Annotated in this window: 11 protein-coding genes and 3 tRNA genes; 5 read left to right on the forward strand and 9 right to left on the reverse strand. The window is 54.7% G+C overall.

The window, feature by feature from the left end:
* Positions 1-53 precede the first annotated feature (53 nt).
* Positions 54-1,184 (forward strand): tRNA guanosine(34) transglycosylase Tgt, encoded by a 1,131-nt coding sequence (gene tgt, locus AC2FH6_RS01690; RefSeq protein WP_496700928.1) that lies wholly within the window; start codon positions 54-56, stop codon positions 1,182-1,184.
* A 49-nt stretch (positions 1,185-1,233) separates the two neighbouring features.
* Here tgt and AC2FH6_RS01695 read toward each other — a convergent pair whose 3' ends face one another.
* Positions 1,234-2,406 (reverse strand): sugar-transfer associated ATP-grasp domain-containing protein, encoded by a 1,173-nt coding sequence (locus AC2FH6_RS01695; RefSeq protein WP_496700930.1) that lies wholly within the window; start codon positions 2,404-2,406, stop codon positions 1,234-1,236.
* A gap of 338 nt (positions 2,407-2,744) precedes the next feature.
* On the opposite strand from AC2FH6_RS01695, the gene lon reads away from it, so the two are divergent.
* Positions 2,745-5,153, forward strand: coding sequence for an endopeptidase La (gene lon / locus AC2FH6_RS01700; protein ID WP_496700932.1), 2,409 nt, complete (start codon positions 2,745-2,747; stop codon positions 5,151-5,153).
* A 111-nt stretch (positions 5,154-5,264) separates the two neighbouring features.
* On the opposite strand, the gene AC2FH6_RS01705 is transcribed toward lon, so the two are convergent.
* Positions 5,265-5,339 (reverse strand) — tRNA-Val (locus tag AC2FH6_RS01705).
* A gap of 143 nt (positions 5,340-5,482) precedes the next feature.
* Positions 5,483-7,309 carry a M10 family metallopeptidase C-terminal domain-containing protein gene (locus AC2FH6_RS01710; protein ID WP_496700934.1) on the reverse strand — a complete coding sequence of 609 codons (1,827 nt, stop codon included), beginning with the start codon at positions 7,307-7,309 and terminating at the stop codon, positions 5,483-5,485.
* A 562-nt stretch (positions 7,310-7,871) separates the two neighbouring features.
* Between AC2FH6_RS01710 and AC2FH6_RS01715 the strand changes: the two genes are divergently transcribed.
* The 3 genes from AC2FH6_RS01715 (at position 7,872) to uvrA (ending at position 11,096) form a co-directional block, all read left to right on the forward strand.
* Positions 7,872-7,948, forward strand: a tRNA-Asp gene (locus AC2FH6_RS01715).
* 44 nt (positions 7,949-7,992) lie between these two features.
* Positions 7,993-8,069: transfer RNA gene (locus AC2FH6_RS01720), tRNA-Asp, on the forward strand.
* A gap of 168 nt (positions 8,070-8,237) precedes the next feature.
* A complete protein-coding gene (gene uvrA, locus AC2FH6_RS01725) occupies positions 8,238-11,096 on the forward strand; it encodes an excinuclease ABC subunit UvrA (protein ID WP_496700935.1) in 2,859 nt (952 codons plus the stop codon).
* Positions 11,097-11,113: 17 nt separating this feature from the next.
* Here uvrA and AC2FH6_RS01730 read toward each other — a convergent pair whose 3' ends face one another.
* The 6 genes from AC2FH6_RS01730 to AC2FH6_RS01755 form a co-directional block, all read right to left on the reverse strand.
* Positions 11,114-11,344, reverse strand: a complete 231-nt coding sequence (locus AC2FH6_RS01730) for a hypothetical protein (protein ID WP_496700937.1) — start codon at positions 11,342-11,344, stop codon at positions 11,114-11,116.
* Positions 11,345-11,378: 34 nt separating this feature from the next.
* Positions 11,379-11,774, reverse strand: coding sequence for a site-2 protease family protein (locus AC2FH6_RS01735; protein WP_496700939.1), 396 nt, complete (start codon positions 11,772-11,774; stop codon positions 11,379-11,381).
* 141 nt (positions 11,775-11,915) lie between these two features.
* Positions 11,916-12,314, reverse strand: a complete 399-nt coding sequence (locus AC2FH6_RS01740) for a hypothetical protein (RefSeq protein ID WP_496691303.1) — start codon at positions 12,312-12,314, stop codon at positions 11,916-11,918.
* Between the two features lie 94 nt (positions 12,315-12,408).
* A complete protein-coding gene (gene mmsB, locus AC2FH6_RS01745) occupies positions 12,409-13,281 on the reverse strand; it encodes a 3-hydroxyisobutyrate dehydrogenase (RefSeq protein WP_496700233.1) in 873 nt (290 codons plus the stop codon).
* A gap of 3 nt (positions 13,282-13,284) precedes the next feature.
* Positions 13,285-14,325, reverse strand: coding sequence for an enoyl-CoA hydratase/isomerase family protein (locus tag AC2FH6_RS01750; RefSeq protein ID WP_496700941.1), 1,041 nt, complete (start codon positions 14,323-14,325; stop codon positions 13,285-13,287).
* Between the two features lie 7 nt (positions 14,326-14,332).
* Positions 14,333-15,475 carry an acyl-CoA dehydrogenase family protein gene (locus tag AC2FH6_RS01755; protein ID WP_142634037.1) on the reverse strand — a complete coding sequence of 381 codons (1,143 nt, stop codon included), beginning with the start codon at positions 15,473-15,475 and terminating at the stop codon, positions 14,333-14,335.
* Between the last annotated feature and the right edge of the window lie 111 nt (positions 15,476-15,586).

The following is a 15,586-nucleotide window of genomic DNA, read 5'->3' on the forward strand; positions in this document are numbered from 1 at the left end:
TGGCTGAACAGATCGGGCAAATCCTGCCCGGTTCAGCGACCCGAGGATGCCCAATGACAGACCGTTTCTCATTTGACCTGAAGGCCACCGACGGCAAGGCCCGCGCCGGGGTGATCCACACGCCGCGCGGTGAGGTGCGTACTCCGGCGTTCATGCCAGTGGGGACTGCTGCGACGGTCAAAGCGATGATGCCGGAGAGTGTGCGTGCAACCGGTGCCGATATCTTGTTGGGAAACACCTATCACCTGATGCTGCGCCCAACGGCTGAACGCATCGACCGTTTGGGCGGGTTGCACAAGTTCATGAACTGGGATCGCCCGATCCTAACGGATTCCGGTGGATTTCAGGTCATGTCCCTGGCTGGTCTGCGCAAACTGACCGAAAAGGGCGTGACCTTCAAATCTCACGTGGATGGGTCCAAGCACGAGCTGACCCCGGAACGCTCGATGGAGATACAGCGCCTGTTGGGGTCGGACATCGTGATGTGTTTTGACGAATGTCCGGCCCTACCCGCAGATCGGGATCGAATTGCTGAATCAATGCGCTTGTCGATGCGATGGGCCGATCGATCGCGACAGGCTTTCGGCGACCGTCCTGGACATGCGTTGTTTGGGATCATGCAAGGCGGGCTGGAACAGGATTTACGCGAAGAAAGCGCCGAGGCGCTGAAAGCGATCGGATTTGAGGGTTACGCGGTTGGCGGTCTGGCCGTGGGCGAAGGTCAGGAGGCAATGTTTGGTTGCCTCGACTACGCTCCTGACTTTCTGCCAGCCGACAGACCGCGCTATTTGATGGGCGTTGGAAAGCCTGACGACATTGTCGGAGCTGTCGCCCGCGGGATCGACATGATGGATTGTGTCTTACCCTCACGGTCCGGTCGCACAGGACAGGTGTTCACTCGTTACGGCGTGGTCAACATAAAGAATGCCCGCCACGCAGATGACCCGCGCCCGCTGGATGAGGCCTGCTCATGCCCGGCTTGTTCGAACTACTCTCGCGCCTATCTACACCACGTGTTCCGCTCGAACGAGATGATCTCGGGCATGCTGCTGACCTGGCATAATCTGCACTATTTTCAGGAAATCATGCAGGGTATCCGCGATGCCATTGCTGCTGGCACATTCGATGTCTGGCAGGCGACCTTCCATGCGCAGCGCGCGCAAGGGGATATTGAACAGATTTAGGTTCAGCGCCTTTTCAGTCGACCTAACAAGACACCAGATTGAGGGCGCTTTATCTGCGTTTACCGAACAGCCAGCGCTTCTTTTGTGGTTTTGCATCGAGGTCGTAGCCAAACCCTTCGAAAAAGCTACGAACTTCTGGGGTCAACATCCCACGGCCACTTGCATATTGAGGCAGGTCGAAGCCACCGCCATAGTTCAGCTCGACAACGACCGGACCAGACTCGGTTATAGCAATGTCGGTCGACTGATATCGAATTGGCTGAAAGGTTCTTGCAGCACGGTCATTTATTTCGATCAATTCGTCCCAAAAAGGCAGTTTCAAGCCCATTAAACCGGGGTTGTCAGGATGGTCATCCAGGAATTCTGTTTCCATCTTGGCGCGGCGCGCGACGGTTTCGATAACACCGGTTTCGATATTGATCGAACAAGCAAGGTTCCCCGGTCTCCAGAAGGCGTCCGCAATATTGGGGCCCTGCGGAAGTTTAATAACGGCGACTGGGCAAAAGACGTCGTTTTCTCTTACCAGAGTAACCATTCGCACCGTTGCAAGGGCTGAAGCGTAGTCTTGGATTGCAGAGTGATTTTTGAGCAAAGGTTGCACGACATATGAATTCTGCCCAACGAACTCGTCTAGGAATGCCTCATAGGTGATCGGCGGTTGGCCTGCACAAGTGATAGTGGATTGATCCGCGTCCTCGATCAAAAAGGCCCCAAAGCTTACCATCCCCTCGACGATCTTTCCAAAAAGACCACCTTCCAGATGGTTGCAAACGAGATCGCGCAACGCCTCAGGAGTGTTGATTTTCGTAACCCCGGGGTAGTGTCGGTTCGAACGGTCGATGACGCCAACGGTTTCCGGGACAGGTACACCCGCTGTTTCAAGCAAAGTAGAAGCCAGTATCTTGTCTTCTGCGGCACTGTTCCAACCATGATGGTTACACTTGTGGGCGATGGGCCAATGGAGATGTATGCCGCGCGTTCGGCGTCGGTAAAGCGGTCTTCGTGATGAAGGCCATTGCGCACATACTCGACCATATTCAAACGGCTGGGAGGCTTTGCCATTTGATTGAAGCTCCGTTGGACTTGTAAAACTGAGCGCCCAGAGCTTTTGGCGGCATGCGCTAAAAGAGTCGCATGATCGGAGTCGCGGGCAGATAAGTACCGTTGATGGTCGGATTCCGCAGCATTGATATTTTTTGGATTTGTCATCTCTACGACTCACAGTAATCGATCAGAAGTTGGGGTATGCAATCATATTGTTTGCAATGATGGCAGGCTTTGGGCAGCTGGCTGTTAGATAGTGTTGTACTTTTGCTGTTGGTTTCTGAATTTCCAGGCAGGCAATCGCCGAAGAAACCAAGCGGGGTCAAATTGAGAATTTGACAAGACCGATCATGTTATCGTCTTGCAGAGGCGCAACCTTCCGGTCATTGTTAGGTCCACTACAGGTAAGGTTGAAATAGGACGCTTGGCGCACCACCTTTACCTTCCAGACAGGAGACGGCCGGGGGTTGCCTAGATGAGGGACCAGTGCCGTCTTGCCAAAGATAAGGATTGAGCATGCAAGAGCCCCTGAATTCCTCATACCCAGTACTTCCGCTACGCGACATTGTGGTTTTTCCTCATATGATCGTGCCTTTGTTCGTGGGTCGGGAAAGGTCTGTCCGCGCACTTGAGGAAGTGATGCAGGACGATAAGCAAATTCTGCTGTCTAGCCAGATTGATCCAGGTGATGACGATCCGGAAATCGACGGAATCTATCGCTCGGGCGTGCTGGCAAATGTGCTGCAGCTGCTGAAGCTTCCAGATGGAACCGTGAAAGTTCTGGTCGAGGGGCAAGCGCGCGTACAGATTACAGAATACCTTGATAACGAAGAGTTTTTTGAGGCTCGTGCAGAATATCTGACCGAGATTCCGGGTGATGTGACCACTACACAAGCGTTGCTTCGCACCGTTGCCGACGAGTTCGAGCGCTATGCCAAAGTCCGCAAGAACATTCCCGAAGAAGCACTGACCGCTGTTGGCGAAACCGCCGAACCCGCCAAGTTGGCCGACCTTGTGTCGGGGCATCTAGGTATCGAGGTCGAGCAAAAGCAGGAACTGCTGGAAACACTGTCGGTCAGCGAACGGCTTGAAAAGGTCTATGGCCTGATGCAGGGCGAGATGTCGGTTCTGCAGGTCGAGAAAAAGATCAAGACCCGTGTCAAAACCCAGATGGAGAAGACACAGCGTGAATATTATCTGAATGAGCAGATGAAAGCCATTCAGAAGGAACTTGGCGATGGCGAAGACGGCTCGAACGAAGTGGCCGAGCTGGAAGAGAAAATCGCCGAAACCAAGCTGTCGAAAGAGGCGCGTGAAAAGGCCGAAGGTGAGCTGAAGAAGCTGCGCAATATGAGCCCGATGTCGGCTGAGGCCACGGTCGTGCGCAATTACCTCGACTGGATTTTGGCCCTGCCTTGGGGCACCAAGTCCCGCGTTAAAAAGGATCTGGGCCGCGCACAGGAAATTCTGGATGACGATCACTATGGGCTTGAGAAGGTCAAGGAACGGATCGTCGAATATCTGGCGGTTCAACAGCGTTCGAAAAAGCTGAAAGGCCCGATCCTGTGTCTTGTTGGCCCTCCGGGCGTTGGTAAAACGTCGCTGGGTAAATCCGTTGCCAAAGCCACTGGGCGCGAGTTTATTCGCATCAGCCTCGGCGGCGTGCGTGACGAGTCCGAGATCCGCGGTCACCGCCGGACCTATATCGGCTCAATGCCCGGCAAGATTATCCAGGCGCTGAAAAAGGCGAAAACCACGAACCCGCTGATCTTGTTGGATGAAATCGACAAGATGGGGCAGGATTTCCGCGGTGATCCGGCCTCGGCCATGCTGGAAGTGTTGGACCCGGAACAGAACAGCACGTTCATGGATCACTACCTTGAGGTTGAATATGACCTGTCCAACGTGATGTTCCTGACTACTTCCAACAGCTATAACATGCCCGGGCCTTTGCTCGACCGGATGGAGATCATTCCTCTGGCGGGCTACACCGAAGATGAAAAGAGCGAGATCGCCAAGCAGCACCTGATCAGTAAGCAGATCAAGAACCACGGTCTGAAAGCCAAAGAGTTCGAACTATCCGATGAGGCGCTGCAATCGATTATCCGCACCTACACCCGAGAAGCTGGCGTGCGGAACCTTGAACGCGAAATCGCCAAGGTGGCGCGGAAGTCGCTGACCAAGATCATCAAGAAAGAGGCGGAGTCGGTTTCGGTGACGCCGGACAATCTGGATGAATTCTTGGGCGTGCCCAAGTTCCGCTATGGTTTGGCTGAACAAGACGATCAGGTTGGGGTTGTAACAGGTCTGGCCTGGACCTCCGTTGGCGGCGATCTGCTGCATATTGAGGCGCTGAAACTGCCCGGTAAGGGGCGGATGAAGACCACGGGGAAGCTGGGCGATGTGATGAAGGAATCCATCGATGCGGCCTCATCTTATGTGCGGTCAATCTCACCTAAGATCGGGGTGAAGCCGCCCAAATTCGACAACCTGGACATCCACGTCCACGTACCGGACGGGGCAACGCCCAAGGATGGTCCTTCGGCCGGTTTGGCAATGGTGACCTCAATCGTATCGGTTCTGACGGGTATCCCGGTGCACAAGGATATTGCCATGACAGGAGAGGTTTCCTTGCGCGGCAATGCGATGCCCATCGGTGGTTTGAAGGAAAAGCTGCTGGCGGCTCTGCGCGGCGGGATCAAGACTGTTCTGATTCCGGAAGAGAATGAGAAAGACCTGGCCGAAATTCCTGACAACGTGAAGGAGGGGCTGAAAATCATCCCGGTCACGCATGTTTCGGAAGTTCTGAAACACGCTCTGGTTCGGGATCCTGAACCTGTCGAATGGGACGAAGCCGCAGAAGAGGCCGCCGCGGCTGCGGCCAAAACGGCTGAGAACACGTCCCCGTCCGCCAGGGCGCACTAAAGGTCAGAATATGACAATTAGGGGCGGGGTTAGCACCTCGCCCTTTTTCTTTGGTCAGACCAAATAGTCAGCCAATTACTGGCTTTGCATGTCGGATCGCAGATTGTGAAATGGTGGGTGATAAGAGATTTGAACTCCTGACATCTTCGATGTGAACGAAGCGCTCTACCACTGAGCTAATCACCCGTGAGCAGGGGTCTTATAAGGAGTTCAGCAAAGCCGCAAGAGGTCTTTGCGCCTTTTGGGCCCCGGGGATTACCCCGCAAATGCCCAGTCGAGGTGCCCATAAACGGGCGGCCTTGTGGGGCCGCCCTTTCACTTTTTTGATGTCAAAGAATGAAATCGTCCTGGGTCAGATCGTGCAAGCCAGAGATCTTGATAACCATCTCAGGATTTTTGTCGCCGTCAGTATCCACAAGAACAAGTGTGAAGTCGTTCTTGGTGCCTGCGTTGTTTTTCTTGACGTAATAGATTTCGCCTTCGTCCGACGTCTGGGCCGGTGTTGTACCGTTGAAGACAAATGAATCATCGCCGTCAATTACGGTGCTTGCGTCGATCGCACTTAGGTCGATCTTGTCTTCACCCTGAGTGAAATCGGTAATCCGGTCGGCATATTTTGCTTTGCGCGAACTTTCGGTTGTTGACGTGAACACAAACTCATCGGCCCCTTCGCCGCCGGTCATGGTGTCCCTTCCGGCACCACCGATCAAAGTATCGCTGCCTGCGCCACCATTCAGGGTATCTTTGCCAAGGCCCCCGTCCAGGCGGTCAGACCCTCCATTACCCTGCAGGATGTTTCGACCGTCCGTACCTGTAATGTCGTCATTTTGCTCGGACCCATCGACGTTTTCGACACCCGTAATGGTATCGGTTCCGTATCCGGTTGCCTGTGCATTGGTGTCAGACAAATCAACGGTTACGGCGCTTGTGCCGATATAACGCAACCAATCAAGGCCCTCTCCGCCGTCAATGATATCGTCGCCGTCGCTGTCCTCGGCTACAAAGTTGTCCGTGCCCTTGTGGCCGTACAGTTCGTCGTTTCCAAGACCTCCGGTCAGGGTGTCATTGCCGCCACCCCCAAGAACAATGTCATTACCCTCGCCAGCAGAAATAACATCGCTACCGCCAAATCCTTCCAACCGGTTATCAACTTCATTCCCGACGATGATGTCGCCCTTGTTGCCGCCCTGCGCTTTCTCAATGACGACCCCATTTGCGATCGTAAATCCACCGGTTACGCCTTTGGCATGGGAAGGAGTGCCACCTGCATCGCTGCCATCAAGATCCGCGTCATTGAGGTTGATCGTGACGCTGCGATCAACACCCTTTGCCGAAATTGTATCGATTCCATCTGTATCCCAGATGGATGTCCAGAATGTTCCGGCGCCATTCTTTCCTTTGATTTTATAGACGTTGTCGTCGGTGTTGTGGTCCGTCGTTCCGTAGATGGCCTGCAACGCAGCTATATCAAGGGCCATAGGCGAGGCAGTGCCGCCAGCCTTATATGTCTTCAGAGGAACAACTTCGGGATAGCCCGAGTTGTAGGACATGATGGTGTAAACACCCTGGTTCTGCCCATCTGTCCCGTAGTCGTCGAAGGGCTGCGTAACCCCCGGAAAAATAGTCGAGCTGCCGCCTTCATCATGTGGGTGGGCTAGGCCAAGGCCGTGAAGAATCTCATGAATGATTGTCGCGAAGCCTTCACCGCCTTTGCGTAAGGCCTCTTTGCTAAACAGAGGCGTATCATAGGCAAAGATGCCGAACAGGGCGTCAATGCCAGAATCCTGCAGCAGGGGGTCGTCACCCGGAACTTGATGGACACCAAGAGATCCGGGTCCGCCAAGATCGTTTTGGGTCAGCAAAGCGTAGGTGATGTTAACGTCATTAATCTCGCCTGCTGGTGTCAGAAAGCCGACTTCGTTGAACTCGATCGGAATGATCGTTTCGATAATTGCAAATGCTTTGCGGATTGCTTCCTTCATGTAGGAGGCAAAGCCACGGCGACCTAACGATCCATCATCGAAGGAGTATGTGATTGTGCCCGGAGCACTGACGCCTCCGGCGCTGGTGTCCCAAGACGTGCCCCAAATCAGGCTGTCTACATAAACATGGCCGGTAACATTTGCACCCGGAGAAGTTGTGCTGGCAACTGACATCTTAAATTTCTTCCTTGTCTAACACGCCGTTTGTTCCCGGTTTTTCCGGAATACAAAATTGGCGCCGTATATATTGACCGGTTCTAGAATCGGTAATTCTTCCTTTGGCATCAGAAATTTCCAACGTTTTGGCCCGAGGATCAACCGAGCGTATGAAGTCTCTTTTGGCAGAGGTGTTTGTAATCGTCTTGCAGACCATTTGTGGTTGAAATGAGGCAGAACGCGGCAAGCTTTGGGTAACTCTCTGCCAGCAAGTTGATATGACTGTTCACTTTGGGTTTATGCCAGAATAAGCTTTGGGAAGAGTTTGGGGGCTGTCCTGAGATCTGGATCTAGCGGACCCATTCCAGGTGATTTGCTGCTCAAGGTTTCAGAATATTTTTGTCTGGCCAAAGGCAGCGGGTTGTGAATTATCGGCTGGTTTCTGTTTGGCCATTCGTCGTGTGACGAGAAAACATCTCTAACAAAAATTACGTTCTGAGAAAAAACTTCAATTCGCCGCTTGACGATGTCCGGGCGTGGCCATAATACACCCCAACGTTCAGCAACGAACGGGCAGCGGGCGGTTGTAGCTCAGTTGGTTAGAGTACCGGCCTGTCACGCCGGGGGTCGCGGGTTCGAGCCCCGTCAACCGCGCCATCGCTGCCATCCTTGGTCCAGGGTAAAGGCCACGAAATAGATGCGCGGTTGTAGCTCAGCTGGTTAGAGTACCGGCCTGTCACGCCGGGGGTCGCGGGTTCGAGCCCCGTCAACCGCGCCATTTTCCACTAGTTTTCAGAAATCATACCGTTTACCGGGTGACTCTATTGGTTTTGTTGTCAGTAGGTGGCGGCAACATCTCTCTCGTTCACATTTTGTTCTAACTTTTCTGTTGGAGACTCAGTGTGGCTCGCTTATCTCTAGGACACTTATGTGTTGGGGGCCAAACATGGCTGAGCTGAAGAATATCGAGGTGCGCGGCGCGCGCGAACATAACCTCAAAGGCATTGACGTGGATATTCCGCGTGACCAGCTTGTGGTCATCACTGGTCTGTCAGGCTCGGGCAAGTCGTCGCTTGCCTTTGACACGATCTATGCGGAAGGGCAGCGCCGGTATGTCGAAAGCCTGTCGGCCTATGCCCGGCAATTTCTGGATATGATGGAAAAGCCAGATGTGGACCATATCAGTGGTCTATCTCCGGCTATTTCCATCGAACAGAAGACGACCTCAAAGAACCCACGGTCTACCGTGGGAACCGTGACCGAGATTTACGACTATCTGCGCCTGCTGTTTGCCCGCGCTGGTACACCGTTCAGCCCTGCCACGGGCAAGCCGATCGAAGCCCAGCAGGTGCAGGATATGGTCGACCGGATCATGACGATGGAGGAGGGCACGCGAGGGTATCTCCTGGCCCCGATCGTTCGGGACCGAAAGGGCGAGTATAAGAAAGAGTTTCTGGAGCTGCGCAAGCAGGGGTTTCAACGCGTCAAGGTTGATGGCGCGTTTCATGAGCTGGACGAGCCGCCGACACTGGACAAGAAATTCCGCCATGACATCGACGTTGTGGTCGACCGGTTGGTCGTGCGCGAAGGTATGGAAACGCGGTTGGCGGACAGCTTGCGCACGGCGCTTGATTTGGCCGATGGCATTGCGATTTTGGAAACCGCACCGCGTGAAGGCGACTCGGAACGGATTACGTTCAGCGAGAATTTTGCCTGTCCTGTCAGTGGCTTCACCATCCCCGAGATTGAACCGCGCTTGTTTTCCTTCAATGCACCCTTTGGGGCCTGTCAGGATTGCGACGGGCTGGGTGTCGAGCTGTTCTTTGATGAACGCCTTGTCGTTCCGGACCAGACACTGAAACTGTATGACGGCGCCTTGGCTCCGTGGCGCAAAGGTAAGTCGCCGTATTTTCTGCAGACTATCGAAGCCATCGCGCGACATTATGAGTTCGACAAAAACACGCCGTGGAAAGATTTGCCCGAAAAGGTGCAGCAGGTTTTCCTGCGCGGGTCGGGTGAGGAAGAAATCCAGTTCCGCTATGACGAGGGTGGCCGGGTATATCAGGTAACCCGCAGTTTCGAAGGCGTTATCCCGAATATGGAGCGCCGCTATCGCGAGACTGACAGCGCCTGGATACGCGAAGAATTCGAACGCTATCAAAACAACCGGTCCTGCGGCAGTTGCGAAGGCTATCGACTGCGGGCCGAGGCGCTGGCCGTCAAGATCGCCGGATTGCATGTCGGGCAGGTTGTGCAGATGTCGATCCGCGAGGCGCTGGCGTGGGTTGAGGATGCACCAAACCATCTGAGTGCTCAGAAAAATGAAATCGCGCGGGTGATACTCAAGGAGATTCGTGAGCGGCTTGGGTTCCTGAATAACGTTGGTTTGGAATACCTTACGCTGTCACGTTCAAGTGGAACGCTTTCGGGCGGGGAAAGTCAGCGTATCCGTCTGGCCAGCCAGATCGGTTCGGGTCTGACCGGGGTGTTGTATGTACTGGACGAACCTTCGATCGGGTTGCATCAGCGCGACAATGACCGCTTGCTGGGTACTCTCAAAAACCTGAGGGATCAGGGGAACACGGTCATCGTCGTAGAACATGACGAGGAAGCCATCCGCGAGGCCGACTATGTCTTTGACATCGGTCCGGGTGCGGGTGTGCATGGTGGGCAGGTGGTTAGCCATGGTACCCCGTCCGAGATCGCGACCGATGCAGCCTCGATCACCGGCCAATACCTGTCAGGCACCCGCGAAATCCCGGTGCCGTCCGAGCGGCGGAAGGGGAACAAAAAGAAAGTGACTGTGGTCAAGGCCACCGGGAACAATCTGAAGAAAGTGACCGCTGATTTCCCTCTGGGCAAGTTCGTCTGTGTGACCGGCGTATCCGGCGGTGGCAAATCGACCCTGACGATTGAAACCCTATTCAAGACAGCCTCGATGCGGCTGAACGGCGCGCGGCAGACACCTGCGCCGTGCGAGACGATCAAGGGGCTCGAGCATCTGGATAAGGTGATCGACATCGACCAGCGGCCCATCGGGCGTACACCACGCTCGAACCCGGCCACGTATACGGGGGCGTTCACGCCGATCCGTGACTGGTTCGCCGGTCTGCCCGAGTCCAAGGCGCGAGGGTACAAGCCTGGCCGGTTCAGCTTTAACGTCAAGGGCGGTCGGTGCGAGGCTTGTCAGGGCGACGGCGTCATCAAGATCGAAATGCACTTTCTGCCCGATGTCTATGTAACCTGCGAAACCTGCAAAGGCGCGCGGTACAATCGGGAAACGCTCGAGATCAAGTTCAAAGGCAAGTCCATCGCGGATGTCCTTGATATGACAGTGGAAGATGCACAAGAGTTCTTCAAAGCCGTGCCGTCGATCCGCGATAAGATGGACGCGCTGGCGCGGGTCGGTCTGGGGTATATCAAGGTCGGGCAACAGGCGACGACCCTGTCGGGCGGTGAAGCGCAGCGGGTGAAGCTGTCAAAGGAACTCTCCAAACGCTCAACTGGTCGGACGCTTTACATTCTGGATGAGCCGACGACCGGTCTTCATTTCGAAGACGTCCGCAAGCTGTTGGAAGTGCTGCATGAATTGGTTGATCAGGGTAACACGGTTGTTGTGATTGAACACAATCTGGATGTTGTCAAAACGGCCGACCACATCATTGATATCGGGCCAGAAGGCGGTGACGGTGGTGGTGAAATTGTCGCCACGGGAACGCCCGAAGATGTTGTTGCTGTGGAACGCAGCCATACGGGCAGGTATTTGAAACAGTTGCTGAACCCCGAGCGGGTCGCGGCGGAATAACCTCCGTCGCGGCAACTTCAGTATCTGGCGTATCGCAGCGTCTGCCAGTGGCGCAGTATTGGCGGAAAGAACAGTAACACGAAGCCGAAGCCGAAGCTGACATGGGCAAAAATCATCATCGGGATCCATAGCAGAACGCCAACCAGCCCAATAATCCCGGAAACACGCGCGGCTGAGTTCGCCGACATAATGCGCGTGAGCAAAGCAAAGAGCAGACGCCCCCCATCCAGCGGCATCAGGGGCAGCATGTTAAACACGCCAGCCACAGGTTTAGCTCTACCCTCACCACCAGAACCCAGCCAATTTCGGACGAGTTGGAAACGGTTCCAGCAATGAACACACGGTCCACAGGGTCAGGTTCACAATCGGCCCCATGGCCACAATCAATTCGTCTTCATATGCCGAGGTCGACCGGCGATGTTCGCAGAATCCGCCGCCCCCATAAAGGACGACTCGATTGACGGGCACGCCCTGCACAAGACAGCCCCATGCGTGGCCCAACTCGTGCAGAAGAATCGAAATCAACAGAATCGCCACGAAGGCGAGCGCATAGGGCAGGTTGACCGGATCGGCGTTAATTCCAACAACGATCAAAACCAGAAAAATAAGGCTTTGGCTGAAATGTATCGGTACGTTCCATGGGCCGCGGAGTTCAAATAGCACGTATTCAGTATTCATAATAAAACCGCGAAATAGCGAGGTTTATGGTGATGTTAGATCGCGTCAAAATTTTAAACAGGCCGGAAAATGCCCGAGCCTGCTTACTTTCTCAAATCGACTGAGGTTGGTTTTCGCCCGCTTGAATTCAGGCCGCGCTTGTCAGTTCAGGATGTCTGCAACCGCGCCGATCAGGTTCAGAACTTTGCGTGTATTTGGGTCGACTCGATACACGTAGTCGCCTGCGCGGACATAGCTTCCCCTATTCAGCCCATACCGAAACGGATCATCAATCCAGCGATAGTCGCCATTGATAAACTCGCCATTTCTGTACAGCTTTTTGGCCTGTCCCGGAGGGACACAGGGTACGTTTTTCTTGGCCAGCCCCGGCGGGCAGTGGACGGCGTTTCCAGTTGCAACAATACCGCCCTGAGGCGCAATGCGGATGACCTTATTGCTATTCTTGTTCTTGCCGTTTCCCTTCCCGTTACCGGCCATGGCCGCCACCGGGGTCACGACCAGAGCAAGAACAGTAAGCGCTTTGACCAAATTATGCGTCATCGTAGCCCCAAGAATCGATGCTGAACCTCTCCATTAGATGGACATCGGCAGGAAAGGGGTCAACCCTATGGGCAGGAAGCCGCCCAAGGGCATCCTAGTTCCGACCGCGCTTTTCAAATCGCGGAAGCATGGCCGAGAAGTCCAGCCCCAGCCCATCTTCGCTTTCGACGAATTGCTGATACAGCTCGGTCGCCATCATCCCCATTGGGGTGTCGGCATCCGTGCTTTCCGCCGCCTGCTGACTGAGGCGCAGGTCTTTCAACATCAGTTCGGCGGCAAAGCCGGGTTGATAACCATTGTCGGCCGGGCTTTGCGGGCCGATGCCTGGGGCAGGGCAGTATGCGTTCATCGTCCAGCTATAGCCCGAGGAGGTGCTGACAACGTCGAACATTTTCTGCCGGTCCAGCCCCAACTTGTCGGCCAGCGCGAAGGCCTCGCAGGTTGCAATCATGGTGACGCCCAAAATCATGTTGTTGCAGATCTTGGCCGCCTGACCCGCGCCCGCGTCTCCGCAATGCACTGCCTTTTGCCCCATGATGTCGAACAAGGGCCGGGCTTTTTCGAATGCCTCGGCGCTTCCACCTGCCATGAATGTCAGCGTCCCAGCCGAGGCGCCTCCGATACCGCCCGAGACGGGCGCGTCGACGGCCAAAACTCCCGCAGCCAATGCCATATCGGCAACAGCTCGAGCGCTGTCGACATCCACTGTCGAACAATCGACCCAGACGGCCCCTTCATTCATCGCTGGAATGATCTCATTTGCGACGGATCGAAGTATCTGGCCATTCGGAAGCATGGTGATGACGATGTCTGCGTCTTTTGCAGCGTCGGCCCCTGACCCAGTCAAAGTAACACCGGAAACCGACACCTCGGCCATATCAAACCCAGCGACTTCATGCCCGGCATTGGCAAGATTGACTGCCATTGGATTGCCCATGTTTCCAAGGCCGATAAACCCGATTTTCATTCTTTAATCCTCCTCGAATGTCAGGGCGACGCTGCCCAGGGGCCGCAGCATTGCGGAAATATCCACGGCGGGAACAGGTTTGCCATGGTGACGCCAATTAGGAGAGCGATCCTTGTCTATGATCTGCGCGCGGATACCTTCCAGAAAATCTCCGTGTTCCATGGCGCGCGCCGTAAAACGGTACTCCATCTCCAGGGCTTTTCGGATCGACAGATCCAGCGCCTTAAGCCGATGAATCATTTCAATGGTACAAGCCACCGATAGTGGAGAGTTGCGGCCCATCAACTTTTGCGCCGCGTCAGAGAACGGGGTTTCGGAGAAGCGCAACGCGTTGAGGATGTCGTTCAACCCCTCGCCATTGAAAAGCACGTCGATTTCCGCCTGGACCTTTTCAAGGTTACCTGTGGGTGGCGTCTGGGAATGCTCGACCAACAGGTCTGTGTTCCCGGAAGCTTCGAGCAGTTCGATCAGGCCGGGCCATTCTTCAATGGGGATAAAATGGTCGGCAAAGCCCGCATAAATGGCGTCCGCAGGGCCCATTCGGTGACCTGTTGTGCCCAAGTATTCTCCCAGTCGACCCGGAGCCAGCGCGAGCATCAGAGAGCCACCAACATCCGGCACCAAACCGATAGAGCACTCGGGCAGGGCAATCTGAGATGTTTCACCGACTATGCGGTGGCTTCCATGGCACCCAATTCCGACGCCGCCACCCATAGTAAACCCTTGTAGGAAACTGACCACGGGCTTGGGGTATTCGAAAATCAGTGCATTCAGCCTGTATTCATCGCGCCAGAAAGTCTGCCCATAGGCAAAGTCGCCTTTGCACCCGGTATCATAAAGCTCTGCGATATCTCCCCCGGCGCAAAATGCTTTATCGCCAACGGCGTCCAGTATGATCAGGTCAACTGACTCGTCCTCGCGCCAGTTGCGCATGGCCGTATCTATCGCCATGCACATGTCATAACTCAGCGCGTTCAAAGACTTGGGGCGTGTCAGAGTGATGCGTCCAGCGCGGCCGGTAGTGTGAATTTCAATATCTGACATCGGGGTCTCAGCGTTGGGCAAGCATCTGACGAGAAACAATGACGCGCATGATCTCGTTTGTGCCTTCCAGAATTTGATGAACGCGCAAGTCGCGGACAAGCTTTTCGATACCGTAATCGGCGAGATACCCATAACCGCCGTGCAGTTGCAGGCATTGGTCGACCACTTTTGATCCGGTTTCAGTCACGAATTTCTTGGCCATTGCACAAAACTTGGTGGCGTCCGGTGCGCCCGTGTCCAGTTTCCAGGCTGCCTGACGCAAGAACGTCCGGGCCGCCTGCAATTCTATTTCCATATCCGCAAGCCTGAACTGCAGCGCTTGAAACTGATCAATCGACTTCCCGAATGCCTGACGCTCGGACATATACTGAAGCGTCATGTTCAGACCTGCTTGTGCCGCCCCCAAAGAACATGAGGCAATATTCAAGCGACCGCCATCCAGGCCCATCATCGCATATTTGAATCCGTCACCTTCTGTACCCACAAGATTGCCCGCCGGAACTTTGCAGTCGTCAAACTGAACCTGCGCCGTTGGTTGGCTTTTCCAGCCCATCTTTTGTTCAAGCGCGCCAAAGCTAAGACCTGGAGTGCCATCTTCGACATACAGAGTTGAAATCCCTTTGGGGCCATCCTGTCCGGTGCGCACCATACAGACATAAGCATCTGAGTATCCGCCGCCCGAGATGAAGGCCTTTGTTCCGTTCAGCGTATAACCTTCGTTCGTGCGTTCGGCGCGAGTTTTCAGCGCGGCGGCGTCCGAGCCTGATCCGGGTTCGGTCAGGCAGTAGCTGAGGACTGTGTTCAGGTTAAGAATATCCGGCATGATCCGCGATTTCAGCTCATCCGCGGCAAATGTGTCCAACATCTTGGCGCACATGTTGTGGATCGTCAGGAAGGCCGCGACTGAAGGACAAGCCATCGAAAGGGCCTCGAACACCATCGTCGCATCCAGCCTACTAAGACCGGAACCGCCACTATCTTCGGACACATAGAGACCGCCAAAACCAAGCTCTCCTACACGGGGCCAAAGGTCTTTGGGAATAGTGCCATCTGCTTCCCATTGACGGGCGAAGGGTGCGATATGCTCCTGCCCGAACTCATAGGCCATATCGAAGATAGCAGTTTGCTCTTCGGTTGGTGCAAAATCCATTGGTTTCCTCCCACGTCGCCGGATGAATTGAACGAGTGTTTATTTCCTGATTCTTACAGAAATTTTGCACGCCCAGCAATTCCTGACAGGGATATTGCGAAAACGATTAGA

It is taken from the genome of Ruegeria sp. CDSC045 (assembly GCF_059610725.1).